General features: G+C 51.5%; 21 protein-coding genes. 6 read left to right on the top strand and 15 right to left on the bottom strand.

Translation table 11 applies throughout. The annotated features are described in order from the left end of the window. Positions 1–92 precede the first annotated feature (92 nt). Positions 93–1,097 carry a permease gene (locus EGM51_07490; protein QBG47244.1) on the bottom strand — a complete coding sequence of 335 codons (1,005 nt, stop codon included), beginning with the start codon at positions 1,095–1,097 and terminating at the stop codon, positions 93–95. Positions 1,098–1,221: 124 nt separating this feature from the next. On the opposite strand from EGM51_07490, the gene EGM51_07485 reads away from it, so the two are divergent. Then, positions 1,222–2,694 carry an excinuclease ABC subunit UvrC gene (locus tag EGM51_07485; protein ID QBG47243.1) on the top strand — a complete coding sequence of 491 codons (1,473 nt, stop codon included), beginning with the start codon at positions 1,222–1,224 and terminating at the stop codon, positions 2,692–2,694. Positions 2,695–2,696: 2 nt separating this feature from the next. Continuing rightward, on the top strand, positions 2,697–3,878 hold the full coding sequence (locus EGM51_07480; GenBank protein ID QBG49270.1) for an aldo/keto reductase: 1,182 nt from the start codon (positions 2,697–2,699) through the stop codon (positions 3,876–3,878). Here EGM51_07480 and EGM51_07475 read toward each other — a convergent pair. Then, positions 3,875–5,686 carry a c-type cytochrome gene (locus tag EGM51_07475; GenBank protein QBG47242.1) on the bottom strand — a complete coding sequence of 604 codons (1,812 nt, stop codon included), beginning with the start codon at positions 5,684–5,686 and terminating at the stop codon, positions 3,875–3,877. The two genes, EGM51_07480 and EGM51_07475, sit on opposite strands and share 4 nt — an antisense overlap. Positions 5,687–5,867: 181 nt before the next feature. Here EGM51_07475 and EGM51_07470 point away from each other — a divergent pair, with 181 nt between their 5' ends. From EGM51_07470 to EGM51_07460, 3 genes are all read left to right on the top strand, one after another. Then, positions 5,868–6,401, top strand: a complete 534-nt coding sequence (locus tag EGM51_07470; GenBank protein ID QBG47241.1) for a hypothetical protein — start codon at positions 5,868–5,870, stop codon at positions 6,399–6,401. Positions 6,402–6,708: 307 nt separating this feature from the next. Continuing rightward, positions 6,709–7,656 carry a hypothetical protein gene (locus tag EGM51_07465; GenBank protein QBG47240.1) on the top strand — a complete coding sequence of 316 codons (948 nt, stop codon included), beginning with the start codon at positions 6,709–6,711 and terminating at the stop codon, positions 7,654–7,656. After that, positions 7,656–9,293, top strand: a complete 1,638-nt coding sequence (locus EGM51_07460; protein QBG47239.1) for a hypothetical protein — start codon at positions 7,656–7,658, stop codon at positions 9,291–9,293. Before EGM51_07465 ends, EGM51_07460 begins: the two co-directional genes overlap by 1 nt. A 237-nt stretch (positions 9,294–9,530) precedes the next feature. On the opposite strand, the gene phoU is transcribed toward EGM51_07460, so the two are convergent. The 11 genes from phoU to EGM51_07405 all read right to left on the bottom strand — a co-directional run bounded on the left by phoU (position 9,531) and on the right by EGM51_07405 (position 22,723). Further along, positions 9,531–10,226, bottom strand: a complete 696-nt coding sequence (gene phoU, locus EGM51_07455; protein ID QBG47238.1) for a phosphate signaling complex protein PhoU — start codon at positions 10,224–10,226, stop codon at positions 9,531–9,533. A gap of 50 nt (positions 10,227–10,276) precedes the next feature. Then, complete coding sequence (locus EGM51_07450; GenBank protein QBG49269.1) at positions 10,277–11,086, bottom strand: phosphate ABC transporter ATP-binding protein; 810 nt, start codon at positions 11,084–11,086, stop codon at positions 10,277–10,279. Between the two features lie 13 nt (positions 11,087–11,099). Continuing rightward, positions 11,100–12,362: a phosphate ABC transporter permease PstA gene (gene pstA / locus EGM51_07445; protein QBG49268.1), complete on the bottom strand. Its 1,263-nt coding sequence runs from the start codon at positions 12,360–12,362 to the stop codon at positions 11,100–11,102. A gap of 251 nt (positions 12,363–12,613) precedes the next feature. Then, entirely contained in the window at positions 12,614–13,759 is a 1,146-nt protein-coding gene (locus tag EGM51_07440; GenBank protein QBG47237.1) for a phosphate ABC transporter permease subunit PstC, read from the bottom strand. 291 nt (positions 13,760–14,050) lie between these two features. Continuing rightward, positions 14,051–14,869: a PstS family phosphate ABC transporter substrate-binding protein gene (locus EGM51_07435; protein QBG47236.1), complete on the bottom strand. Its 819-nt coding sequence runs from the start codon at positions 14,867–14,869 to the stop codon at positions 14,051–14,053. Positions 14,870–15,090: 221 nt separating this feature from the next. Further along, on the bottom strand, positions 15,091–15,462 hold the full coding sequence (locus EGM51_07430) for a response regulator transcription factor (protein QBG47235.1): 372 nt from the start codon (positions 15,460–15,462) through the stop codon (positions 15,091–15,093). Positions 15,463–15,509: 47 nt separating this feature from the next. After that, positions 15,510–16,655, bottom strand: coding sequence for a hypothetical protein (locus EGM51_07425; GenBank protein ID QBG47234.1), 1,146 nt, complete (start codon positions 16,653–16,655; stop codon positions 15,510–15,512). 135 nt (positions 16,656–16,790) lie between these two features. Further along, entirely contained in the window at positions 16,791–17,984 is a 1,194-nt protein-coding gene (locus tag EGM51_07420) for a hypothetical protein (protein QBG47233.1), read from the bottom strand. Positions 17,985–18,338: 354 nt separating this feature from the next. Continuing rightward, entirely contained in the window at positions 18,339–20,237 is a 1,899-nt protein-coding gene (locus tag EGM51_07415) for a Na/Pi cotransporter family protein (GenBank protein QBG47232.1), read from the bottom strand. Beyond that, positions 20,234–22,012 carry a HAMP domain-containing protein gene (locus tag EGM51_07410; GenBank protein QBG47231.1) on the bottom strand — a complete coding sequence of 593 codons (1,779 nt, stop codon included), beginning with the start codon at positions 22,010–22,012 and terminating at the stop codon, positions 20,234–20,236. Before EGM51_07410 ends, EGM51_07415 begins: the two co-directional genes overlap by 4 nt. Before the next feature lie 15 nt (positions 22,013–22,027). Then, positions 22,028–22,723 (bottom strand): response regulator transcription factor, encoded by a 696-nt coding sequence (locus tag EGM51_07405; GenBank protein QBG47230.1) that lies wholly within the window; start codon positions 22,721–22,723, stop codon positions 22,028–22,030. Positions 22,724–22,902: 179 nt separating this feature from the next. Here EGM51_07405 and EGM51_07400 point away from each other — a divergent pair, with 179 nt between their 5' ends. After that, positions 22,903–23,940, top strand: coding sequence for a hydroxymethylglutaryl-CoA reductase (locus tag EGM51_07400; protein ID QBG47229.1), 1,038 nt, complete (start codon positions 22,903–22,905; stop codon positions 23,938–23,940). A gap of 223 nt (positions 23,941–24,163) precedes the next feature. Here the strand turns inward: EGM51_07400 and EGM51_07395 are convergent, their stop codons facing one another. Next, entirely contained in the window at positions 24,164–24,946 is a 783-nt protein-coding gene (locus EGM51_07395; GenBank protein QBG47228.1) for a hypothetical protein, read from the bottom strand. Positions 24,947–25,208: 262 nt separating this feature from the next. After that, entirely contained in the window at positions 25,209–26,006 is a 798-nt protein-coding gene (locus tag EGM51_07390; GenBank protein QBG47227.1) for a glutaminyl-peptide cyclotransferase, read from the bottom strand. Between the last annotated feature and the right edge of the window lie 322 nt (positions 26,007–26,328).

Below are 26,328 nucleotides of genomic sequence, written 5' to 3'. Positions count from 1 at the left end.
CGCATGACTCACTCTTATAATAGGGAACAACAGGGGTTCCGACAACGCATTTTTAGAGCCAATCCCTGATATTCCGTGTTTCGGATAGGTAATTACGTATTTTTTGAGCGGGAAGGAATGATACTTTTGATCAACACCGCCAGAAGCAGTATTGTCCATACAGCGCTCAGGGGGGAAGCCGATTCGTGCATGTGGCAAACCTGTTCCTGAATACCCAGTGCAGGAGAAAATAAATTCATGATATATCCTGCTGCCAGAGCACATAAGGAAAGGGTGATGAGAAAGACGATGAGCTGTTTTTTTCCGATGATCTGCCAGAGTGTAGTCAGTGTGGCTGCATTGGTTGCCGGACCGGTAATGAGAAAGACGAGGGCGGCTCCCGGGGAAAGGCCGGCTTTAATGAAGGCCAGTGCGATCGGAACCGAGGCTGAGGAGCAGACATAGAGCGGGATGCCGATGAAGAGCATCAGAATCATTGCAAAGGGGGAATGCCCCAGGCGGTCGGCGAAAAAGTTATCGGGAATAATTCCGCTGATGACGCCGGAGATCACGATGCCGATCAGCATGGCCTGGGCAATTTTTCCGGGCAGGGTAATAAAACCGTATCTGAGCATGCGAAGGAGGATTGGATCGCGCTTGTCGGTTACCTCGGTTTTTTCCTCTTCCTCCGGTTTATCCTTGTCAGAGGTTGGAACGGCTTCGACGGCAATTCCGCAGAGAATGCCGGAAAGAAAAGCTGCCAGAGCGCGGAATACCGCGAAAACCCAGCCGAGCAGGGCGTAGGTTACCATCAGCGAATCAACACCGGTTTGTGGTGTTGAAGACAGAAACGAGGCGGTGGCGCCACGGCTGGCCCCGTGCTTGCGCAACAGTGCGGCAAAAGGGATGACCCCGCAGGAACAGATGGGCATCGGAACTCCGACGAGGGCGGCTTTTACGGAGCCTGCAAGTCCTCCGCCGCCGAGATGGCGTTTTACAAAATTACGCGAGATCAGTTGCGACAGAATACCCGCCATAAGAAAGCCGAACAGGAGATAGGGCGCCATTTCTGTGGTGACGAGCCAGATTTCGTTGAGGATATTTTTCAGCAGTTCCATTTTAAATTCCTTAAAAATTAAGCTTATGCAATGTGGCTTTCGGTACAAGCCTTATCGGCAGGGTTTGATGCCTGCGGATTGAAGTTGTTTTGCGTTAGAGGGTGGCTTGTTATATCTATTGGGTATGGAATTTTCGCAAACCATTCAGGAAAAACTGAAAAAACTGCCGGATAAACCGGGTTGTTATCTGATGCGCGACCGCGATGGGAAAATTATTTATATCGGGAAAGCGGCTTCGCTGCGGAAACGGGTGCGGAGTTATTTCCGTTCGCATACGCGCCGTACCGCCCAGCCGAAAATCCGCAGTCTGATCAGTTCCATTGAGGATTTTGATATTGTGGTGCTCAAAAGCGAGGCGGAGGCGATTCTGACCGAAGGCAGGCTGATTAAAGAGTACCGGCCGCACTACAATACGCTCTGGAAAGATGATAAGCGATTTCAGATGATTCGCGCCGATGTACAGCATCCGTTTCCGGGTCTTGAAAAATGCCGGATAAAAAAGAAGGACGGAGCGGAATATTTCGGGCCCTATACTTCGGGAATGGCGGCTAAAATGGCCGTGGAGTTTCTGGAACGGAAATTCGGGCTGCGCCGGTGTCGCCCGCGTATTCCGGATGAAGAAACCTATAAACACTGCAACGATGATATCATTGCCAACTGTTCGGCTCCCTGTATCGGAAAGGTGTCACCCGAGGAGTATCGGCGGCGGGTGGAGGAGGCCTGTGCTTTCCTTCGCGGTGAGCGGATGGAAATGCTGAAAGAGCTCCGCTCCGAGATGGAGCAGAAGGCGGCGGAGCTTAAATTTGAAGAGGCTGCGGCGTTGCGGGATATGCTGCTGCATTTGAATCATGCCGTGCGTGAGCGGGCAAAGGTGCGTAAAACGCCGAAGATGAAGCAGGATGAGGCACGCGAAGGGCTGAAGCAGTTACAGCGGCGGTTGAAGCTTCCGGCGGAGCCGCGTGTCATTGAGTGTTTCGATATCTCGAATATTTCGGGAACGAATTCGGTGGCCAGTATGGTGTGTGCGGTGGACGGAGTGCCGTATCCGAACCGTTATCGCCGTTTCCGGATCAAAACGGTGGAAGGGGCGGATGACCCGCGGTCGATGGCCGAGGTGGTGCGGCGGCGGTATTCGCGGCTTCAGCGTGAAAAGAAGGCGATGCCGGGGCTGGTGATGGTAGACGGAGGGATCACACAGTTGCGCGCCGCGAAGGCTGAATTGCGCTTGCTGGGACTGGATGACCTGCCAATCGTCGGTCTGGCCAAACGCTATGAAGAGATCGTCTGGGATTATGAAGAAAACTCGGGCAGCCTGGTGCTTCCGCGCAATTCGGCGGCGCTGACTGTGGTGACTCGATTGCGTGATGAGGCGCATCGTTTTGCGATTACCTATCATCGTGATTTGCGCCGCCGGCGGATTATGGAATCGCGGCTGGATGAAATTCCGGGGATTGGAGGTTCAAAGAAGGAGATGCTTTTGAAACACTTCGGATCGATGGCCCGTCTGAACCGGGCTTCGGTTGAGCAGATTTCGGAAGTCCCGGGGATCGGGAAAAAAACAGCGGAGCTGATCCGTACAGAACTGGATAAAAAATGAGAATACCGAGAAGACGATTTGGAAGAACAGAAGTGCAGATGCCGGTGTTGAGCTGCGGCGGCATGCGGTATCAACAGGGATGGGAGGATCTGGAGCCGGATAAAATTGATCCGAAGATTCAGGAAAATCTTGAGGTAACAGTACATCGTGCGCTGGAGCTGGGGATTACTCATATCGAAACGGCGCGTGGTTACGGGCCCTCGGAAATGCAGCTTGGCTGGGTACTTCCGAAAATCGACCGGGATCAATATCTGCTCCAGACCAAGATCGGGGTGAAGGAAACGGCGGAGGAGTTTTTGGAGGTGTTTGAAACTTCAATGAAAAATCTGCAGGTGGATTATGTGGATTTTCTTTCGATTCACGGGATCAATCTGCCGGAACATATTGATACCTGTTTGAAAAAGGGCGGTTGTGTGGAGGCTATCCGAAAGCTGCAGAAGGAGGGCCGGGTCCGGTTTTGCGGATTTTCAACGCACGGCGGTCCGGAGGCGGTGATTCCGGCCTGTAAAACCGGTGAATTTGATTATGTGAATCTTCATTGGTATTTTATTTATGATCAGTTGCACCGGCCGATGGTGGAGGCGGCGGCAAAGCAGGATATGGGCGTCTTTATCATCAGTCCCAATGATAAGGGCGGTATGCTGTATAAACCGACTGAAAAGATGTCGGCTCTGTGCCGGCCGCTGACTCCGATGCAGTGGAATGATCTTTACTGCCTGCAGCGTCCGGAAGTGCATACGCTGAGTATTGGGGCGGCCAAACCGACGGATTTTGATGAACACGTTGAAGCGGTGTCCCGTTATCTGGATGATCCGATGGTCGGCGATATTGAGCGGCGTATTGTCCGGTCGCTGGAAAGTGATCTCGGGAGCGACTGGGTGCGGCACTGGCATGAAGGACTGCCGTTTTATCTGGATGTGCCCGGCGAAATCAATGTGCGTGAGATTCTGCGCCTGTGGACGTTTGATCAGGGGCTTGGACTGCGGGAATTTGCAAAAATGCGGTACAACTTGCTGGGTAATGCTTCGCACTGGTTTCCCGGACAGCAGGCTGCGGAAGTGGATTCCGTGGACTGGAGCTGTCTGAAAGAGAGCCGGTTTGCGGATCGTATTCCGGGGATACTGAAAGAGGCGCATTCGCTTTATTGGGAGGACAGAGAAGCGAAGCGGCTGAGCGAAAGCTAGAGCGACAGAACGTATTCGATCAGATCGTTCAGTTCTTCGGGGGAGAGTGCGGAAACGCTGCCGTATTTATCACCATGGCCGAATGTAGAGAAGAGCTCCTGCATAGTGGCGGCCCGGCCGTCGTGCATGTAGGGCGCAGTACGCCAGGCCTCGGTGAGGTGGGGCACATCAACCGGAAGACCTTCGTCCTGCCCTTTGGTTGTTCCCATATCATACATCTGGTTGTTGGAGTGATAGGGGCCTGAGTGGCAGTGGATGCAGCCTGCGGTGTTGAAAATACGTTTTCCGCGTTCGGCGGCTTTGCTGAGTTTTCCGTCGACCAGCCAGGGGCTGGGTACGGGTTTCAGACTTTTCAGATAGGCATCAATGGCTTGTGCGTCGGCCTCCGGCCGGACGGCAAACTGAATATGCCGGAGGCCGGCCCGTACTCCGGCATAGGCATCGGCCCGAACACCGAGCCACATGGCACGAGGATTTTCGTGGGCATGAAGCATGGATTTTACATTTTTCGGATTTCCGATGCCGTCGTTGAGCAGATCCCAGTTGAGGGCGTCTGTGCGGGCGTCGGGGTGGCAGGTGGCGCAGCTGAGCCAGTTCTGAAAGCAGAGACGGGCGTCGTTGAAGAAGATTTCGCCCTGACGAATCGGTGTGATGGGTTGTTCGTCGCCAAGAGGCACGAGGCCGGAGCTGGTTTCCCGGTTTTCGGAAACGCGGACGATTTCGATATCGTCGGAAAAATAGTGGGCCACATAAATGGTGTCTCCGTCCACGGTCAGTGCGCGCGGACCGTTGCCTTTCAGTTTGACCCGCTTTCTGATGCCGGAGAGGAACGATAGGTTATTGTGTGCGTTTAGGTGGGCTTTTCCGTTGTTGCGGGCTGCTTCGGTTTTTATTTTTTCCGTAAGTGCCGGGAGGTCGATCAGGCTGAGTTCATGATTGCCGGCTGAGGAGACGACCAGGGTTTTTCCGTCGCTGGAAAAATCGATGGCCCAGGGATTGGGGAAGCCCTGATCCACGTCATCGAGCAGCACGGTGTATTCCAGTGTCTGGGAATCCACATCAATGACGCTGAGGGCATCGGTGGAAACCCAGCCCCGCTCAAGCTGTGTGGTTGGGACGAGAAAGCGGGCCATGAGGTGTGTTGCAAAAACCTTTTTTCCGTCGGGTGATAATTTGAGATCGCGCAGGCCTTCAGCTCCATTGACAAGAAGAATGGTTTTTACGGTCCGGGTCTGTGTGTCGATTACAGAAATTTTTGATGCAACATAGTCGACATCGGCCCGGCCGTCGGGGATGTGGTTGGCCACAAAAAGGTAGCGGCCATCCGGGGTGATGTCAGCGGCGATGGGTTCGCGAAGTACAGGGACGCGTGCGGTGGTTTTGCCCGTGGCGAGATTGATAAAAGAGATATCATTGTTGAAACGGTTGCAGACGTAGAGTGTCCGGGCATCAGGAGAGAGCACCGGGGAGAGCGGAGTGTGGCCGGCTTTCAGGGTTCGGATAATTTTTCCATCTGCAGCTAGCCATACAGAGCCGTTATAGCCGCCGCCGGTAATGATGAGCTGATCGCCGTTCAGAATAAAGCCGCTGGGTTCTGCGGGGAGTTCAAGCCAGGTGGTTACTTTGAGATTTTCTTTGTTGAGCTGTCTAATCTGTTTTCCGGCGTGAGTGGCGATATATAGTGATTTACCTTTAGGCGCATTTTTAATAACACTTGGAGAATGATAGGTTTGCGCTGCAGAGCTGAGAGTATTCAGACTGCATAGAAGGAGAATTGAAAACCGTTTCATCATTTGGTGCTTTTTCATATACAGGTAGACGGATACGGGGTCTATATGGAGACAGCCGAAGAATATATATGTTCTTTTTTATGCTGATCAGGCGCATAAAATTTGGATTGAGTTAAATTTTCAATGTTTTCTGGCATATTGAATGCATGTATTGCATACATGTATTATCTCAGAAAATAAGTGGGGATGGATTCTGATAATGGCAACAGGCCGTACAATTTTAATTTTGGCTGCATCAATGGCGTTTCTTGTTGCGGAGGGGGCATTGGCGCAAGGCAAGAGCAGTTTCGAAACGGGTGATTTTACCGGCTGGAACGTGCAGGGCAAAGGGTGGTCAATCTATGCAAAAGATGCATCTGACGGTTCGAAATCTGCGATGTGCACGGTGTCGAAGGGTGAGCCTGCGGGCGGAGTCATGGCCTGCGCGAAGGTGATTAAAGCACAACCGGGATTTGTGGTTAAGGTGGATTTGGATCTTGTCGGAAAGGCAAAGAAAAGAAGTTCCCGGGTAAAAATATCCGTAATCTGTGTGGATGCCGCCGGAAATATTCTGCAGGAAGTGGAAAAAAAGGTTGCAGTGCCGCCATCGGAATTCCAGACGGTTTCGGTTCCTGAGCTGATTGTTCCTGCGAAAACCGCGGAAACGTATGTCATGCTGATGGTCGAGGTTGCCAAACCGGTTAAAAGTACCGAGTGGTGGCGGTTCGATAATGTGCGTATCCAGGTGAAATAAATCAGATCCGGTCTCTTTATTTAAGTGCGTAATACTGTTGCAGAATTTAATGTTATCGGAAACATAAACTGTTGATTTTAATCTGTTTCCACTTTTCTTTGCAGCAGCATAAACGCGTTCAGATTCGCGTAATCTAAAGCATTTTTTCTCATTGCATCTGTTAGAATAGCATTTTCTTCTAGAATGAAGTTGAATGTTATCGATCACATGATACCTTCGGCGACTTTTAAATTAGGCCGTGTTCCTGTCTCGGCGGCGGGGCGCATGAAAGTGTCCGGATGGGCGGCCGTTCTTGTGGAGACTTGAGATGAAAAAAGAATCTGCTTTATTCCTGCTTGCAACAGCCGTAGCAGGTGCAACATTTGCTGAACAGATCATCTTTGAAGATGACTTCAGTACCTACACCGGCGGTACCGTCAATGGTGCCGACTGGCGCCCGAAATGGGATGATTCAGTTACTCCGGCGCAGACCGATCTGCTGACATCGGACGGCACCTATGCTGTACTGGATAACAGCCGGGCTCTGCGGAACTACCATGCACCGACCACGCACGGATTTACACTCGAAGGCGATGACAATATGATCATCAAAGCCGACATGCGGTTTGTGCACGCTCCTGGAGGTGCGCCTGAAACCCCCAATCAGTCCTTTTTTTCGCTGAACCTGAGCACCAGCACCAACTGGTGGGAAGGCAGTCATGTAAACAAAGCATTGGTCATGCGGAATGCAGCTATCGGTTTCAAGCACGATGGAACCGCTGAAGTGTGGGTTGAGGGCTGGGTGCCGGTCAGTGATCTCGGCGTGGATGCAACTGCCGGTGGGACGAGTGACTGGTTTTCTGTGCAATCGAGTCTGATCGTTTCCAATGGAACCATCTGGATTGATACCGATATTTATGGCGAAGGCGGAAACGGTCTGATTGCGGACGGTACGCCGATGGATACGGGGCTTGCTGAAGGAACAATGGTATATGCCGGTGTGACGACGGGATTCAATGAAGATCCGTCCAATACGGTTGAGGCGGTAACGCAGGTCAGTGAGGTTCATTTTGACAATTTCTATGTCGGTACACCTCCGCTTGAAACCGTTATCTGGGCAGAGGATTTTGATGATCTTGCTGATTATGCGTCGGTACAGACACTGCCCGAGTGGGATGTGAATGGTAACAACGATAAATGGGTCGGTTATAATGGCTATGCCATGCAGCGGCCGAATTTTTCTGAAGAAAAAACGGGCACCGGTTGGGGGGCGTAGTGAATACAACCGCCATGCAGCCGCAGATCGGAGAAACCGCAGTGGTTGAATTTGACTGGCGCGTATTTACGGGTGAAGTAGCTAATAACAGCATGATGGATATCTGTATGGTCGGTTCGGTTCGTACCAATGGGGTATGGGAGGAACGTACCCAGGTCTATGCGGATTCGGCCGATTCTGCCATGGGCTTCCGTCTGTATCAGAAAGGCAGCGGTGGATGGAGGATTTACTATTATGAGACCAGCAATGAAGTCACGGCGGTGGATTTTGACGATGCCGTTCTGGGGATTGATCCCGCGAATGGAGACCACACCAGTGATACCGTGCGTGTCACCTATTCGATTGAGCGCACAGAGAAGGATGGTGCTCTGTTTGCCGGTTTGAATATTACCAATACCGTTAATGGAGAATCTGTGAATGTAGAGTTCCTGGTGGATAATGCGGCGCTGTATTCGCAGGAAAGTTTCTACGCGGCATTTGCTGGTAACAATAACTATGCAGTCGGTATGGAAGGTAATGAGTTTGATAATCTGCAGGGAATTATCCGTGCTGCAGATCCGGAAGATGAGCTTCCGGACGGTGTGATTATTGATGAGGACTTTGATGATTTCGCCGACGGAACCCTGCTGAATGATGATCGGGAATGGGAGCCGCTCAATAAAGGCGATCACTTTGCGATCTCTAATGGTGTGGCAAGCTGTTGGCCGTCTGAAGGACTCGGTGTGGTCTGGCGCGGAGAAATGAATACCTTCAGTTCGATCGGTGCTGTAGAACCGGGCGAAACGATTGAAATCAGTTTCGACGAGAAGATTTACGGGCGTGATGCTCTTAATTCGACGATGCTTGATGTGATGCTGTCTTCGGTTTATACCAATGCCGCAACGTCCTATGATAATGAAAATGCAATCGGAATCCGCATCAGCAAAAAGGCGACCGGCGATTATCAGATTGAGACCTATGCCGACAGCCCTGGTGCGGACGACTTTTTTGCGTCGCTCAGCGATCTCGGCGATGTTGCCGCTGATGGCACAACCACCTCTGAATGGCATCGGGTTACCTACACGCTGGAGAAATCTGAAACGGCCGATACCTGGTTGGTTGATGTGACGGTATCCAACCTGGTAAGCGGCTGGTCTGACTCTCTCACGGGTGTGGATGTGGTTCAGCCAAGCACCTATAATGCTGAAGAGCTGTTCTTTGGATTCTACGGAGCTTCCAACTATGGAAACACCAACGGAATTTCTGTTGATAACCTGCTGGTGAAGCACATTGTTCCGCCGCTGTATGGCTACGATCTCTGGGCGGACACCTATGGTGTGACTGATCCGGAGGGGCATAACGATGCCGACGGTATTTCAAACTGGGGCGAATGGGTGCTTGATGGCGACCCGAATGACTCTTCGGATGTTGGCGTTGTTCCGGTGATGAGCGGTTCCGATTATGTGTTCTCGATCAGAAATGACAGCACGGTTGGATATGCTCTGATTACCACAGAAGATCTCGTTATGGGTCCCTGGACTACCGGTGAGGTAACAGTGGTGACACTCAATGACTTTGAAATGAGTGAAATCACGAATACTGTGTCGGATTCCGGAACAGGAAGGATCTTTGTGAAGCTGTATCTGGAAAAGCAGTAGAGCCGGTATCTGAACTGATATAAAAGGAGCTCTGCCTGAACCGGCAGGGTTCCGGTTGTTGAAAACCCCGTCATTATGGCGGGGTTGTTTTTCCGGGGGATGATCACGCGCCGATATTCAGTGCAGTCGATGCGGTTGGGATCAACACTGACAGGTTGGTGACTTGAGAAGCCGCGTCGGTAAAGATTTTCCGGACAGAAGGAGTCCGTTTGCAACGGATCTAATAAAGTTTCCTGTCTACTGTTCGGGAGACTGGTGACGGACGATTTCCGCCTCCACCATATAGATGATATCCTCGGCAATGTTGGAGGCATGGTCGCCAATACGTTCCAGGCGATGGGTGATAGCTGAAAGGGTCATGAGCGAGTCGGCATGTTCCGGTTCACGTTTCAGTGCTTCAACGATTTCCGCTTTCATTTCGCGCTTCATTTCGTTGATTTCTTCGTCATCCCGGATGACCTCGCGGGCGAGGTAGGTGTCGATGTTGATCAGAGCATCCAGTGTTTTCCGAACGATGGCTTTGGCCAGGTAGGTCATCTGGTAGAGATCAAGCGGCACCTTCGGTCTGGGGGCCTGGTTTATATGCATGCCGTTTTTAGCGATGTCCGCTGCCAGATCGCCGATGCGTTCCAGATCGTTGTTCATTTTCATGACGGCGATGATAAAGCGGAGATCGATGGCGACCGGCTGGTATAGTGCAAGTGCCTTCAGGCATTCCTCTTCAACCTCAATTTCAAGCTCATCAATCCGTACATCGGAATCCATCACCTGCCGGGCCAGATCGACATCATTTTCCAGAAATGATTTAACGGCCAGTTCGAGGTTTTCATCCACACGGGCACTCAGGGCGTAGATCAGTTTTTTCAGGCGTTCGAGTTCTTTTTCCAGATGTTTAGCCATATTCGCTCCTTCGGAGCGTGATGTGTGCGGCATAATCCGCGATCGGAATCACGACTTATGGGCCACTGTTCACGCCTCATTTTTTATCCAAATCGTCCTGTAATGTAATTTTCTGTCTGCGGGTTTTCGGGGTTTGTGAAAAGCTGTTTTGTTTTGCCGAATTCCACCAGCACACCTTCGTACATGAAAGCGGTCAGGTCGGATACCCGGGCGGCCTGTTGCATATTGTGGGTGACGATAATGATGGTGTATGCTTTACGCAATTCGCCAATCAGATCTTCAATTTTGGCCGTGGCTTTCGGGTCCAGCGCAGAGGTGGGTTCATCCATCAGCAGAATTTCCGGTTTAATGGCAAGGGCCCGGGCAATACAGAGGCGCTGCTGCTGACCGCCTGACATACCGAGCGCATTGGCCTGCAGCCGGTCTTTAACCTCGTCCCAGATTGCGGCCTGGCGCAGGCTCTGCTCAACGATTTCATTGAGTTCCTGTTTGTTTTTTACTCCCTGAAGGCGCGGCCCGTAGGCCACATTGTCAAAAATGGATTTCGGGAAAACATTCGGCTTCTGGAAAACCATGCCGACGCGGGCGCGAAGCGTAACCACATCAATGTTTTTGGCATAGATGTTATGTCCGTCAAAAATCATTTCACCGGTGGCTCCGGTGTTCGGAATCAGGTCGTTCATACGGTTGATTGAACGCAGCAGTGTACTTTTTCCGCAGCCCGACGGACCGATCATGGCTGTGACTTTCTTTTTGGGCACCTTCATGCTGACTTTACGCACCGCCTCGAAATCGCCATAGAATAGGGAAAAGTCCCGGGCTTCGATATGGGTTTCTGCGTTTGTATCGATATCGTTGTGATCCGCAAAGGTATCGATTTGTTTCATGGTGATTTCTTCAGACATATCAGCCTCTCAGTTTCTTCGAAATTCGTGCGCGCATCATGATAGCGACCAGGTTAAGCAGAAGTACAATGGCGACAAGGGTGAATACCATACCGTACTGGACGTGGCGGATTTCGTCGACCGCTTCATGCTCGGTGCAGAGATTGTAAATATTCCAGGGCAGGGCGGGGGTGGGCTGGTTCAGGGTTTCCCAGATTTTCAGCGGAGCCCCGACTGATACGGCGGCGGTGAAAATGATCGGAGCGGTTTCTCCCGCTGCGCGGCCCATGGAAATGACCACACCGGTGAGAATGCCGGGAAGTGCCGCCGGGAGGATCACGGTCATTACCGTATGCCAGCGACCGGCCCCGAGGCCGAGTGCGGCCTCTTTATAGGCTCGTGGCACGGCCAGGATGGCTTCTTCCGAAGATCGGATAATGGTCGGCAGAATCAGCAGCGAAAGTGTCAGCGAACCGGCGAGGACACTTTTGGAATCGGAAATATGGATCGTGTTCAGGAAGAAGGCGAGACCGAAGAGGCCGAACACGATGGAGGGTACACCGGCGAGTGTGCTGATGCAGATGCGCAGGAAGCTGACCATCCGTCCTTCCTGCGCATATTCGCACAGATAGATGGCGGCAATAACCCCCATCGGGATAGCGAAGATCATGGCGCCGAGGGTGAGGTAGATGGTGCCGAGCACTTCCGGCCATATTCCGCCGAAAATGTGGGAGTCTTTAGAGGTATCGGTGATGAACTGCCAGTAGAACGTCGTTTTAGGCCGCATCATGTCATCGATGTGTTCTTCCAGATACTGGAAAAAAGGTTCGAGTTCGGTACCGCGGAATTTTTCAATGCGCGGTTTTTCAATAAGAACTCCCATGGCATCGGGGTTGGAGTAGTCCCACTCCTCCTCAAACATCACTTCATGCAGTTTTACGAGCGTGCGGTCCCAGCGGGTCTGGCCGTACTGCTGCCGGATAAGCACCGGTTTTTTCTGTCCGGGCATCGGACCGAACAGTTCTTTTACGGCATCCACAAGGGCTTCGTAAGGTTCATCGCGGGTTTCATCCAGGCTACGGGCCTGTTCTTTCAGGATTTTGGCTTCATCCTTTAACCGGTCTTCTTCAGTTTCAAGCCGTGCAATTTCCTCTTCGCTGCCGCCCTCCCGTTTCAGAGCACGGGCCTGTTTTTTCAGGGCTTTGGCCAGTTTCTTCTTTTCATCTTCCTGTGCTTCAAGTGCTGCTTTGAGTTCGGCGGTTTCAGCCTCAAAGGCTTCAAGCATATCATAGACCGGAGCGCGGGCCGCAGTGACAAGGTCGAGTTCCCGGTTGAACCGGTCCGGGTTTCCCCGGTCGAACTGTTCGAGCATAACCCGGCGGTGTTCAATGGTTCCTTTGAAAATGAATGCTTTGGAGCCGCGCCAGATGATCGGGGTAAGAATCGCCAGCAGGGCCATGGCCATGACGGCAATAGCAATAAGCCCAAGGCCGGAGAACGCTTTGTCCAGGAGTTTGCGGGTTTCCAGTCTCATGCTTATTTACCCAGTTTCCTGCGTGAGCGTTTAACAATGATTTCGCTGACCAGGTTCATGATGAATGAGAAGGCCAGAAGGCAGAATGCCATGGCGAAAAGGACGTGAAAGCGGGAGGAGCCGGTTACGTGGTCGGCTTCGCCCATATCGCCGGCAATGGTGGCAGTAAGGGTCCGGATCGGCTGCAGTACATTATACCATGGTTCCGGAATCCGGGAGGCATTGCCCGAAGCCATCCAGACCACCATGGTTTCGCCGATGGCCCGCATCACCCCGAGAATAACTGCGGCCAGAATTCCGCTGACCGAGGCGGGAATGATGGTTTTAATGATGGTTTCCGCCCGCGTGGCTCCGAGGGCATATGAGCCTTCCCGCAGTTCACGGCCGGCAGCCTGCAGCGCATCTTCGGAAACACTGACTACGGTCGGAAGCGCCATGATGCCCAGAATGATAGATACGTTTAGCGCATTGGTTCCGGAGCTGATTTCGATACCAAGCAGGTTGGTCGAGATCCGATAGAGAAAAATAAGAGCCAGAATGCCAAGCACTGGAAAAATGATCGCTCCCGCTGTTTTAGGGTTGGGAATTTTTTCCCGAAGTTTCTCGGTTATCAGGTCTCCGATCACAATGACGAGCAGAGCGAGGATCGGCCCGAGGACCAGCCAGATGCCGGTGGAGAGAATGACACCGCCATGGTTTTGGAGCAGCGGTGCAAAAACAACCAGGGCAAAAAAACCGTATGCCACGGACGGAATCGCGGCGAGTACTTCGATGAGCGGTTTTACAATCTGCCGGACCTTAAACGGAAGAAGGTCGGAAAGGCAGACTGCGGCGGAAATGCCGAGAGGGACCGCAACCACAACGGCCCCGAGTGTAACCAGCCCTGTTCCGATAAAAATAGGCAGGGCGCCGAATTCAGCCGGTGATCCGGAGGGGTACCAGTGCGTGCTGGTGAAAAATTCCCTGAATCCCTCAAGTTTAAAAAAAGGAATCGCGTCCTTCAGAATAAAATAGAAGATAAAGAAGACCGCGAAGGTGGAAAGTGAAGTGATCAGAAAAAGAAAACTCTGACCCAGCAGGATACTGATACGCTGGCGCCGGCTGGCGGCATCACTCATTATTAGGTTCATATTAGCTGTTTTGCTCATAGACACAGAAATCCCTTGAATATCGCGCCAGACAATGGCTTCGAACTGTTAGTAAAAGATTAGTGAGCGATTAATGTTGGATGAGTGTAAGCGGGTGAAAGGGTTTAATTTCCGGATATTGGAAGATGATCTGAACTTCGGATTTTATGGAATGTTGATAAAAAATGACAGTGTTGGTCTCTGTTCTTCCGCTGCTGGGGAGCAATGCTTTCATAATGTTTTCCGGACGGAAAAAACGGGATCCGGCTTCCGGCCGAATCCCGCGGACTACGGTTGGAGATATAAAAGGCCTTAGTATGCAGTTACCGGAACAAATCCGATTTCTTCAACCATTTCCTGTCCGTCCTCGGTCAGGTGGATGGTTACAAACTGATAGAGCGGGCTTCCCAGTCTGGGATAACCGTCGGTATACATGAACAGCGGACGGGCAACCGGATATTCGCCGGTTTGAACGGTTTCTGTAGATGGATAAATACCGTTGATTTTCAGGGCTTTGACGGTTTTGTCAACAAAGCCTAGACCGGCGTAACCGATTGCGGCGGGCGTGCTTTGAACACGTTGGCGGATGGCGCCGTTGGAGCCGACGTATTCGCATTTTCCGCCGATTTTTTCTTTATTCATGATCAGTTTGGCAAACGTTTCATAAGTGCCGGAGTTGGTGTCGCGGGAGATGGTTACGATGGCTTTATCCGGACCTCCGACTTCTTTCCAGTTGGATATTTCGCCCAGATAGATTTTCCGGACCTGTTCAACCGTAAGGTCCTGTACCGGGTTGGAAGGATGGACCAGAAGCGGAAGTCCATCGAGGGCAACCACATGGGCCACAGGCTGAATACCCTTTTCAGCAGCCGCTTTGAATTCGGTCTGCTTCATCGGACGGGACATGATGGCTATTTCGCAGTTTGCATTCATCATGGCCTTCGCGCCATTGCCGGAGCCGGATTCGGAAACGGTGATATTCACGTCGGGGTTGGCTGCCATATAATATTCTGCAAAGGCCTTGGCAATCGGTCCCACGGTGGTGGAACCATCAATAACAATCTTGTCAGATGCGCCGGCCGATGCCGCAACCGCTGCTGCGGCTGTCATTGCAAGAATCTTTTTTTTCATAAACCTTTCTCCTGATTTGTTATGAACTCCTAACGGAATTTCTTAAAGAGCGTGGGTAATCTGTGCTCTAAGTGTTAGGCTTGCATTAGAGAAAGATTCAGAAGCGGTAAGTTCCAATATATTCCTAACATTGGAACTTACCGCTGGTTGTTGTTATTTCAGCTCATTTCCGGTGGCGGAAAGCAGTCTGAGCTGGGCCATGTTGTATTTAGCGGCTGTGGTCAGAAAGAGCGATTCCGCATCGGCCGGCGCGGCCGCCGAGAATCGAATTCCCTTGGAGTAAGCTCAATGCTTCCACCGGAACGGTCAATTTTCCGCCTGACCGGATCAATTACCAGGTCGGCAATCTTTATGGTGGTATCATACCTTTTCTTCCCGCGGCGCAGAAAGGCATGGATGCGGTTCAGCACGTCGAATCCGTCCATATCCGGCAGGCCGAGATCCAGCAGAATCAGATCGGGAGTGCGGTTGGTGAAGCAGGTCAGGGCATCTATGCCCTTGCCGACTACCGTGACCTCATATTCGGACTCGCGGAGACCTTTGGCCGGCGGTACGGAGATTCGTTGGCTGTCTTCTACAATGAGTAAATGCATGGGGTTTGGCTACCGGAGCCGGAGAAAGGCGTCAATCAGCAAAAGGGCTACCAGCTGATGCGGAGGGCGGAGGTGATACCGTAACCGCTATAGTCATCCGTCGAACCTCCGATGTTTTCGCCGTAGTTGTATTCAACCGCATTCTGCCACTTGAGGCGATGGCCATAGATAAACCAGTTGAAACCGCAGAGCAGGTTGTGGGTCTGTTCAACTTTCTGCTGTTCGGCGTTGGCATAGGCCCAGGTCGCCATGACAACATCGGCTTTTCCATCCAGGGCGGCGACGGCGGCATACTGTACCACAAACTGAAGCGATTCGGTTATGTTGTAAAACGGCATAATCTCGAGTCCGAGCAGATCACTCCGGTCAACCGCATAGTCTGCATCCTGAATGCCTTCGGAGGCTGCCAGATCGGCCCAGATTCCCAGCTTTTCTGAAAGCATCTGTTTGACCACAAAAGAGAGAAGCTGCCGGTGATCCGCAGTGCCGATGTCCTGCTGTCCGGTAAAGGTTTTATATGCGGTGTCGTAGTCCGGCGAATTATAAATGTAGTCCACCCGTATGGAGCCGTTTTTACCGGTCTGGTATCCGAGAGAGAAAAGGCCGAAATAACCGGCATCGAAATGGCTGAACTCCGCTTCGGCGCTGGCTGAATATCCGCCGGCGGTATAAAAAAAGCGGTCGGTTTGTCCGGCGGCGGCAACTCCGGTGAAAAACCGGGCAGGAAACCAGATGTTGTTCGCCACAACGCTGCGTTCAGGTGTGAACAGTTCTGTGGTGGAGGTGGAGCCGTCCAGCGTGAAATTCACGGCCTGTTTACCCAGGGTCAACTGCAGGGAACCGACGGGTTTCCAGCGGATATAGGCATCGGTGATACGGCGGTAGAATTTCTGCCAGTCACCGGAGTCGGCCTGATTGAGGTTGAAATCCAGCTCCGCCTTTACATTCAACCCCTGTTTAAAATCGGTTTTTGCACCCATTCGGAACCGCCGCCAGAACAGATCATCCAGACGGTTTCCGCCTTCATGATATGAGATGCCGTCGGCCTGCAGTCGGCCGGTGATCAGCACGGGATCGAAGGTGCCGGCAAGAGTTTGAAGCGGGAAATCATCGTTCTGCGCACGGCCCGATCCTGCCAGCAGTACAAACGCGGCGGTTTTCAGAAAAAGCGGCTTCAGAGGGAATTTCGACATGCAGTGTACCTTGTTTACGGGTTGTTCGGATAAGGAATCAGGATGTCAGAACGCGGCGGTTTAAATCAAGCCCGCAGACAAAAAGGGCACCCGTAATCCGGGTGCCCCTGAGATCTGCGTGATCTATCGTGAAAATCACCAGCTGACGCGGAGGGCGGAGGTGAGTCCGTATCCATTGTAGTCTTCGCCGGAGCCGTTAAGATTTTCACCGTAGTTATACTCTACGGCATTCTGCCACTTCAGTTTATGTCCATAGAGGTACCAGTTGAATCCGAGCAGTAGATTGTGGGCGGTTTCCACCTGGTTCCGGTTGGCATTGCGGGATGCATAGCGGGCCATATTCACATCCGCATCACCCTCCAGACTGGTAACACCGGCATACTGCAGAACGAGCTGCAGGCTTTCGGAAAAGTTATAAAAGGGCATAATATCAATGCCGATCAGGTCGCTCATATTCTCGTCGGAATTTCCGATGCCGCCGGCAATGTCGGCCCAGAGGCCGAGTTTTTCATTCAGCTGTGTTTTGTAAACCAGCGCCACGATATGTTCGAGTTTGCTGGTGCCGTATTCATAGTTGCTGTCGTAGTCGGTGTCATTGAACACATAGTCCAGCCGCATCGAGCTTTGATCGCCTAATTTGATCCCGCCGGAAAGCAGGGTGAAATATCCGCTTTCAAAGTGCCCGAATCCGGATTCCGCGCTCGAAGAATATGCGCCGGCTTTGTAGTACACGCTATCAACATCGCCGAAGATGGTTGCTCCGGTAAAGTATTCCGTACCGAACCAGAGGTTTCCGGCCACGATGCTGCGTTCCGGAACGATCAGTTTTTTGGACGAGGTGGCTCCGTCGAGGGTGAAACCGGCCGACTGTTTACCCACTTTCAGTTTTACTTTTTGAGAAGGGCTCCAGCCGATATATGAATCTGTTAAGCGGTTATTGAACGCATCCCAGTTTTCGATTTCATTCAGGTCGAAATCGCCTTCAATATGAATCAGCCAGTCCTGAAAGAATTCGGCTTTGAAACCGAGACGAAGCCGTCTCCATGTGAAATCCTCATTGTGTTTACTGTCCTCTCCGAATGAATAGGCATCGCCTTGCAGGCGGCCGACAAAGGCGAGCTTCTGCAACACGGGTGCCTCTTTGTTTTCATAGTTCGTCACACCCCAGATTTTATCGTAGACGGAAGGTTCTTCGGCTGCCGCAGTCAGGGTGATCAGTGTCATGACTACTGCGACTCTGCATATAAGCTCTTTTTTCATACATACATCCTCTGTTTTATTTATGTTGGGGCCTTTTTCCCGGACCCTGCTTGCAGGATAAACCGCCATTGTGCGGGTTTAATTTCTGATTTCTGATCCTAATGTTTGAGATCGGTTAGTTCAGCCGCCCGTTTGCCGATCAATGTGAGTATATGATTAGCGGTCCGTGTTAGCGTAGTGTGAGCACTGTGTTAGGCGTTAATATTTGAATTTTGTTTTATTAGCAGTATTAACAATCGGTTATGCGGCTGTTATGCCGGGAAAAGTATGCTCCGATCAGGGTTCCGGGGCTTGCAGGCTGTAAGCTGTGAGGGCTGTGAGCTGTGAGCTGCAGGAAAGGTCTCCTTTGCCGGTTTCGGAGGTCGTAAACGCAGAAAAGGCCCCCGGTCCGGGAGCCTTACTGTGCTGAGATAACTGTTTGTGTTATTTTTCGCTATGCACCACTTCAGCAATATTGAGCGCGTGGTCTTTCATGCGGCGATAAAAGTTGAGGATATCGGTATAGGCTAAACTGAAATAGGGCGATGCCTCTTCTTTCTGAAGGCGATCAAGATGTTCGGCACGGATCTCTTTCATCAGTTTTGAGATTGCGGTGCCTTCTGTATTCGCCCAGGTGAGTACATCCGGATTCTCATCCTTCATAAATTTATCTACTTTGATGATATAGGCGGCTACCCGGTCGTGAAGAATGAGCAGCTTTTCCTTGGCGGAACCATCGAGATTGAGATTACCGGCTTTGAGTTTTTTCAGGCCCTTAAGCACATTGGTCGAATAGTCGGAAAGACTTTCATACTCGTCGGCCAGCCGCATCTGTTTATTCGCGGTATTGGTGACTTCCAACGGAACCTGTCCGGAGACCATATTGCTTAGAAACAGAAAGATTTCCTTTTGGACATTATCGAGAATTTCCTCCCGCTCGAAAATTTTACGTTCGAGTTCATCGGTTATTCCGGAATCAAGGCAGGTGCGCAGTTTGATCATCATGCCTTCAACGCTGTCAGCCATGAAGTTGAGCTGGCCCTGCGACTGAACAATACCAAGTGAAGGGGTATCGAGCATGCGGACGTCGAGGTAGGTGAGGTGAGCAGCTTCTTTCGTTTCTTTTTCCGGAGCCAGTTTAGTGACAAATTTAGCCAGGAAACCGATGAACGGCAGGAAGATCAGGACATTAGCCACGTTAAAAGTTGTATGTGTGAGGGCGATACCGGCCGTGATCACCTGATCGAAACGCCCGGCAACCTTTTTCCCGGCGGCCGTTACGGGGTCAGACAGGTTGGCATCGGCGATGATGGCTGCAATGTCCCCGTCAGGAAAGAGTGCCGTGGCAATTTCCTGGAGGCTGGCTGTGGCGGGGTCGAATCCGGTTTTGAGGGCAATCAGATGGGCAAGACCGCCAATTGCAAACGGGAAAAGGGCAATAAACCAGGCGGTACCGATTACATTAAAGAAAAAGTGGGCATAGGCGGCGCGTTTGGCGTTTGTGGTGGTTCCGATCGAGGCCAGCAGGGCGGTTACGGTGGTGCCGATGTTTTCGCCCATCACCAGCGCGGCGGCTGTGCGGAATTCAATGACTCCGGTTGCGGCTAGTCCGATGGTGATGCCCAGTGTGGCCGAAGAGGACTGTACAATCATGGTCAGAATCATACCGACCATCGCGCATTTAATGATGCCGATGTAGCTCGTTGCCTGGAAGGCGTGGAACCAGGCTTGGAATTCCGGTAGCGATTTAATCGGTTTAAAGCCGTTTTTCATCAGCTCCAGACCGAAAAAGACCATGCCGATGCCCATCAGGGTCATGCCGATATACCGCACGCGCTGATTCTTTGAAAAGAGGAAGAAAAAGGCCGCAATACCGAGAATGGGCAGCCCGTATTTACCGATTTTAAGCACAAGAATCCAGCCGGTGATGGTGGTGCCGATGTTGGCGCCGAGAATCACGCCGATGGCCTGCATTAAATTCATGATGGCGGAGTTTACAAACCCGACAACCATAACGGTTGTTACCGAACTGGACTGAACCAGACAGGTGACCAGAATACCGGTGGCGACGCCCATGATGCGGTTGTTGGTGACTGCGCTGATCATTTTACGCAGCCGGTCGCCGGAGACGGCCTGAAGCCCTTCCGACATGTGTTTCATGCCCAGCAGGAAAATTCCCAGCCCCCGATCACTGGAAAGACGATCTTCAAGATGAAATCGATATTCATTTACAACACCCCTGTACAGTTCGAATAAAAATTGCGCGGAGAACCTATCACATGACTTATGAAATGCTAATAAATAATACGGGCGATTTGGGACGGGAAAAGCAGACGTTTTCAGTGCTGTTTAGGAATCGGAAGATCAATGGTGAAAGTGCTGCCGGAACCGAGTTTACTTTCGACCCGAATGGTGCCGTTGTGTGCCTGCACAATATGTTTCACGATGGAAAGACCCAGCCCGGTTCCGCCCAGTTTGCGGCTGCGGGCGGTATCGACGCGATAAAAGCGCTCAAAGAGACGTTCGAGGTGCTTGCGATCAATCCCGAAACCTTCGTCTTTAACATAAATGCTGATAACGCTTTCCTTTTTTTCAGCCAGCACAAGGACTTTTTTATTTTCTTCTGAATATTTCACAGCATTGATGATCAGGTTCACCAGTGCCTGCTCCAGTAGCGGAGCGTTGATTTCGAGTTCGAGATCCTCCGGGCAGATACAGTCGATTTGGATCTGTTTTTTTCCGGCCTGCAGCTGGCAGAGATAGATTGCGGTTTCAATGACGCCCTGAAGCTTTGCCGGCTCCGTCATCACGTGTCCCTCTTTCTGTTCGAGGCGGGAGAGTGTGAGCAGATCATCGATAATATTATTCATACGCCCGGCCTGCTGGCTGATAATTTCGAGGAAACGGAGAATATCGGGTTCATGGTTCCAGTCATCGGAAAGCAGGGTTTCCACAAAACCCTTAATTGAGGTGATCGGGGTTTTAAGTTCGTGCGATACGTTAGCCACGAAATCCGAGCGTACCGTTTCGAGGTGGCGCAACTGGGTGACATCGCGCAGCACAACCAATGCCCCGATGGCTTCGTTCTCGGCATCCCAGAGCACGGTTCCGCGGACCTGAATCTGTTTTTCGACGTCGCCGATCAGGGTCATATCGCGGCTGATTGCACGCTGGGAGCCCAGCAGGGCTTTAATAAATTCCTGAAGGTTGGCATAGCGGATTACCTGCTGGACAATTTCGCGTTTCACCTTGCAATGATCCACCCCCAGAATTTCGCCGGCAACGCGGTTCATATGAATGATGCGCTCTTTTTTATCAATGGCCAGAACGCCTTCATCCATAGAGGATAATACGGCATTCTGTTCGTTGCGCTGTTCATTAAGCGTGGTGAGTGTTTTGTCCAGCTGTTCCGACATGGTGTTGAACGATTCCGCCAGTTCATCGAGTTCAAGCGCCTTCTGGCGGGGGACACGCTGCGTGAAATCACCGTCGGCAAAGCGCCGGGCGGTCTGCCCCATACCCCGAAGAGGGTAGGTGATACGACGGACCATAACTACACAGACCACCATGGCCAGAATGCCGGCCAGAACAGAAAATACGAGAACACGAACCGTCATGGCATCCAGTTCGTTTTCGATATCGGTCATCGGGAGCGCTGCGCGTACGGCGCAGCGTGTTTCATGGTTCTGATTCCGTAACGGAACGGCAATATACATCATGTCCTGCCGGACCGTACGGCTGAACCGGATATCCTTTCCGACCGTACCGGCCAGAGCCATGCGGATTTCCGGCCGGTCATCGTGCGATTCTATTTCATGGAGCTTTTTGTCGGAATCACCAATGACCTTTCCATCGGGCATCACAATTGTGAAACGGGTCCCGGAAGATGCACCGACCGTTTTGCAGAGGGCATCAATCCGGGGAGCATCATCCTGTAGATCAATATCCTTAATCTGTTCGGAAAGCAGAGTGGCCCGGGTGGAAATATCCTTTTCCAAGGCCTGGAAATAAAGATTCTGCATGGAGTGGAAAGCATACAGCGCCACCACCAGAATGGCACCTGCGATCAATATCCAGTATGAGGGAAGCAGGAGCCAGAAAAGATGTTTTTTTTTCATTGCCGTATTTCCGGCCTATTCTTCTTCTTTGAAGCGGTAGCCGATGCCGCGGACCGTTTCGATATATTTTCCCGCCACGCCCAGTTTTTTGCGAAGACCCACAATCTGGACATCCACCGAACGGTCTGTGACCGGATAATCTTCGCCGTGCACCGCGTCGACAATCTGGTAGCGGGTGAATACACGGCCCGGCTGCTGCGCCAGCAGCTGCAGCACTTTGAATTCGGTAAAGGTGAGGGCCACATCCTGCCCCTCAACTTCGACCTTGTGGCGGCCGATATCCACCGTGATGTTATGCACGTTTATCAGCTCCTCATTGGAGACCGGTTTCCGGGCAGAGATCCGGCGCAATGCGGCTTTCACGCGGGCCAGAAGGACGCGCGGGCTGAACGGCTTGGTGATATAATCGTCGGCCCCCAGTTCAAGGCCGGTCACGACATCCGCCTCTTCGCAGAGGGCGGTCAGCATAATAATCGGGATGCGTTCCGTTTTGGGATCGGCCTTGAGTTTTTTGCAGACTTCAAGACCGTCGGTCCCCGGTAGCATAATATCCAGCAGGATCAGGTCGGGTTTAAACTGCTGGGCGGTAGTTAAGCCTTCTTCTCCGGAGTCCACCACCTTTACACGATATTTACTGCGCTCCAGGTTGAACTGTAAAAGTTCCTGAATCGGTGCTTCGTCCTCAACAACCAGAATTTTGATCTTTTCCATGACGTCAATGTTCCGCATTTACTGAACGCTAACAATCTTTAAAATGTTAGAATACTGTTATTCCGCTGTTTGGTAAATATTTAGCAAAGTTCCTTTCCGGAGGAGGAGAGCAAGTGGTGCGGCTCGATATTTGACAAGCCGGATCAATCCCGCTTACTCTTTTTTTATAAGGAGCAGAGATGAGTCAATACGCAAAGATCCCCATGCAGTTTGTTGGGCCTTTAAACGTGTCCGGACCGGTTATTGAAGGTGAATTCGAGGTGCCGTTGGCGACCTATGAAACGCCGCTGTGGCCATCGGTCAATCGCGGAGCCCGGGTTTCCATGAACTGTGAACAGGGGATAAGATGTACTGTAATTGATGACCGGATGACCCGTTCCGTTCTGTTTGAAGCGCCGGATGCAACGGCAGCGTTTCTGGCTCTGGAAAAAATCAAAGCCGATTTCCCAACCCTTGGAAAGGTAGTGGACGGGACCAGTCGTTTTGCCAGACTGATCAATATCAATGCCCAGATTGCGGCTAATCTGCTTTTTATTCGTTTTGAGTTCACGACCGGTGATGCCTCGGGACACAATATGTGCACGCAGGCGGCCGAGGCGCTGATGAATCATATTCTCGCAAAACATCCGAATTTAAAATACGGCTCCATTTCAGGCAATTACTGCTCCGATAAAAAAGCCACCGCCGTCAACGGCATTCTCGGCCGGGGCAAATATGTCGTGGCTGAAATGACAATTCCGGGAAAACTGTGCCGGCGCTACCTGAAGACTACGCCTGAAAAAGTTGTTCAGCTTAATATCCGTAAAAATCTGATCGGCACGCTGCTGGCCGGCGGTTCCCGTAGTGCGAATGCCCATTTTGCCAACATGCTGCTCGGGTTCTATCTGGCCACCGGTCAGGATGCCGCCAATATTGTGGAAGGCTCGCAGGGATTTACGATTTGTGAAGTGCGTGGTGAAGATCTCTATTTTTCCGTCACGCTGCCGAATCTGATTATGGGCACGGTCGGCAATGGAAAGGGACTCGATTTCGTTCTGCAAAATATGCAGCGCATGGGCCTGACCGAAAACCGTGAGCCGGGTGAAAATTCGAAACGGCTCGCCTGTCTCTGCGCCGCGCAGGTGCTTTGCGGGGAACTTTCGCTCCTTGCCGCGCAGACCAATCCGGGAGAGTTGATGGATGCTCACCGCCGCATCGAGCGCGGCACTTCTGCGTAGATTAAACCGATGGGAAAATTCAGATACCTGAAAATAATCCATCAAACCGGAGTTCGGTGAATTGCGTGAAATCTGGTTTTTATTCCGAATCTCGGGAGTGATGGTGCCGCACGCACATACAGTCATATGAAAGGGGTTCGCCTTCTGCAAACCGAGCGATAGGGCGGCCGGGTCATCGAACCGGCCCTATCTTAAAACGGGCCGGTATATGGAATGGTACTGTTTATTTATCGAAGAAGTGCCGAACAAAGAAGAAGCTGCTTCCGAACAGTACAACTAACCCAAGGACCGCCGGTTCCGGAATGGCCGTGACTTTGAAATTATCGACTGAGATTGCTCCCGATCCATCCGTTTGCGTTATTTTCGAAGCGAAAGCCGCCAGAATGAGGTCAAAGTCAGCAATACTCCCGATGCTCCCTGAAATCCCGGGCAGTTCATCGGCAGACCAGGAATATTCAGTCAGATCGAATGTCTGCGCGTAGTTTCCGGATGTGCCGGCCGCAAATAAGCTGTAACCAGAGGGCTCAGTTTCCGGGTCACTGCCGTCCAGGAGGCTGATATCGGCATATTCGTTTTCCGCCTGATTTTGAATGCGGCCGTTTTGCGCTCCGGTATTTGCGAGTGGTTCGTTTGCAGCAGGCGCTCCGTTTTCCGTATAGCCGTGAAGATGGAAATAAAGTGTCGATCCCGTACCGACCACATAATCAAAAGAAACCTGGATTTTGGTCAGGCTTGTATCCGTTGTGGTCACGGAAATCACCTGCCCAACGGCACCCTCTGATGGCACTCCGGCAGTCGTGCCCGCATTGGCAAGGTTTCCACCAGACGCAGTCCATAGGGAATTTGTATTTTTACGCCATCCTTCCCCGACATCATCCCGGGAAATCCGCCCGTCATTTGCAATTGTCGATGAGGAAAAGTCATCATCGAAAAGGGTGACGTCTGCATAGGAGGCCATACTTCCTATAACGGAGAGCGCACATGTGATTGCAAATATTTTTTTCATTCTTATAGAGTCCAATTGAGATTCGTGCCGGTATGAAAATACGCGAGCTATCATAGACCTTCACTATAATCAGTCTATCTCGTTTATACAACACTGTCTTAGTTTTCACTCACTTTAAAGAAATTCGGTGGTTTTGTAAATAGATTTATCGGTTTTGGTGGAGCGATGGGGTTTCCATCTTCCGAAGGACTGAAACCTTTAGATCTATACGTTGGATAGTTCCGAAAGTTGAAATGTCTGCCGGACTGGTTTTCTCCGCCATTTATTTTTCCGGTGCTGCGGTTTCGGGAGAATTGATTTGGATCAGGTAGCGTTTGTTCCAGCATTTTCCGGTTATCCAGAAGGCGTCACGCTGCGGATCGTATGCAATGCCGTTGAGAACGTGGCCGATGTCTCCATCGTTGTGCCGGGCGGTGAGGTCGGACAGGTCCAGTGAAAAGACCACGCGTCCATTGTTCGGCGAAATGGCGACAATGGTGGGGGTCATGTACACATTCGCCCAGATCAGTCCCCGGGCATACTCCAGTTCGTTAAGATTACTCTGCCGCCGCATTCCGTTGTAAACCGGCTGTTGTTTTTCCACCTTAAAGGTTGAACTGTTGCGAAAATACAGCACGTTGGAACCATCGCTCTGAATAAAGTGCGTGCCGTCGTGCGTCAGTCCCCAGCCTTCGGTTTCGAGCACAAAGCGCTGCTGAATGCTGAAGTCAGCTGCATCCAGTCGATAGGCGCAGCCTTCCCGCCAGGTCAGCAGATAAACGGAATCGTTCAGCAGGTGGAGGCCTTCGGCAAAAACAGAAGCGGGCAGGTCCCGGCTATGGATCACTTTTCCCGTGGCAATTCTGTAGCGCAGAATTCGGGATTGCCCATAAAGGCCCGAACTTTCAATCAGCTCGTCGCCATCAACCATGAACCCCTGTGTGAAAAGGGTAGGATCATGATCTGCGGTTTTCAGTATGTTATAGGCCGCTTCTGCTGCGAGTCCCCGGGTGACCGGCATTCCGCAGATTATGAGTATTAACGCAACCGTTTGAAAATTTCTGGAGATCCATTTGTTCATTGCAATCCTGCAGGTTACACCGTTGTTGAAAATGCCTGTGCAGGCGGTCGGGTTCAAGATGAAATAGAAATGCAGATACCGATGTTGTGCTGGCTGCTCCGGTCGAGCCGGTCCCGGTGGTTACGCGGTAAGTTCATTCGACAGATTGTTAATGAGACGTTCCGGAGTAAATGTGCCGGGGCGTTTTTTATTCTACTACAGTCAAACAAGCAGGGATGCGGGTTTGTTTTCCGGGAATTGAAAAACCGCATGTTTTAAAGGGTGCAAACAGAAATCTAACTCTATTCTAGCGGACTGGCCATAAAGCGCCAACAGCATCCAT

It is taken from the genome of Verrucomicrobia bacterium S94 (assembly GCA_004299845.1).
Classification (GTDB): Bacteria; Verrucomicrobiota; Kiritimatiellia; order Kiritimatiellales; family Pontiellaceae; genus Pontiella.
This window is presented reverse-complemented; position numbering and strand designations above follow the sequence as displayed.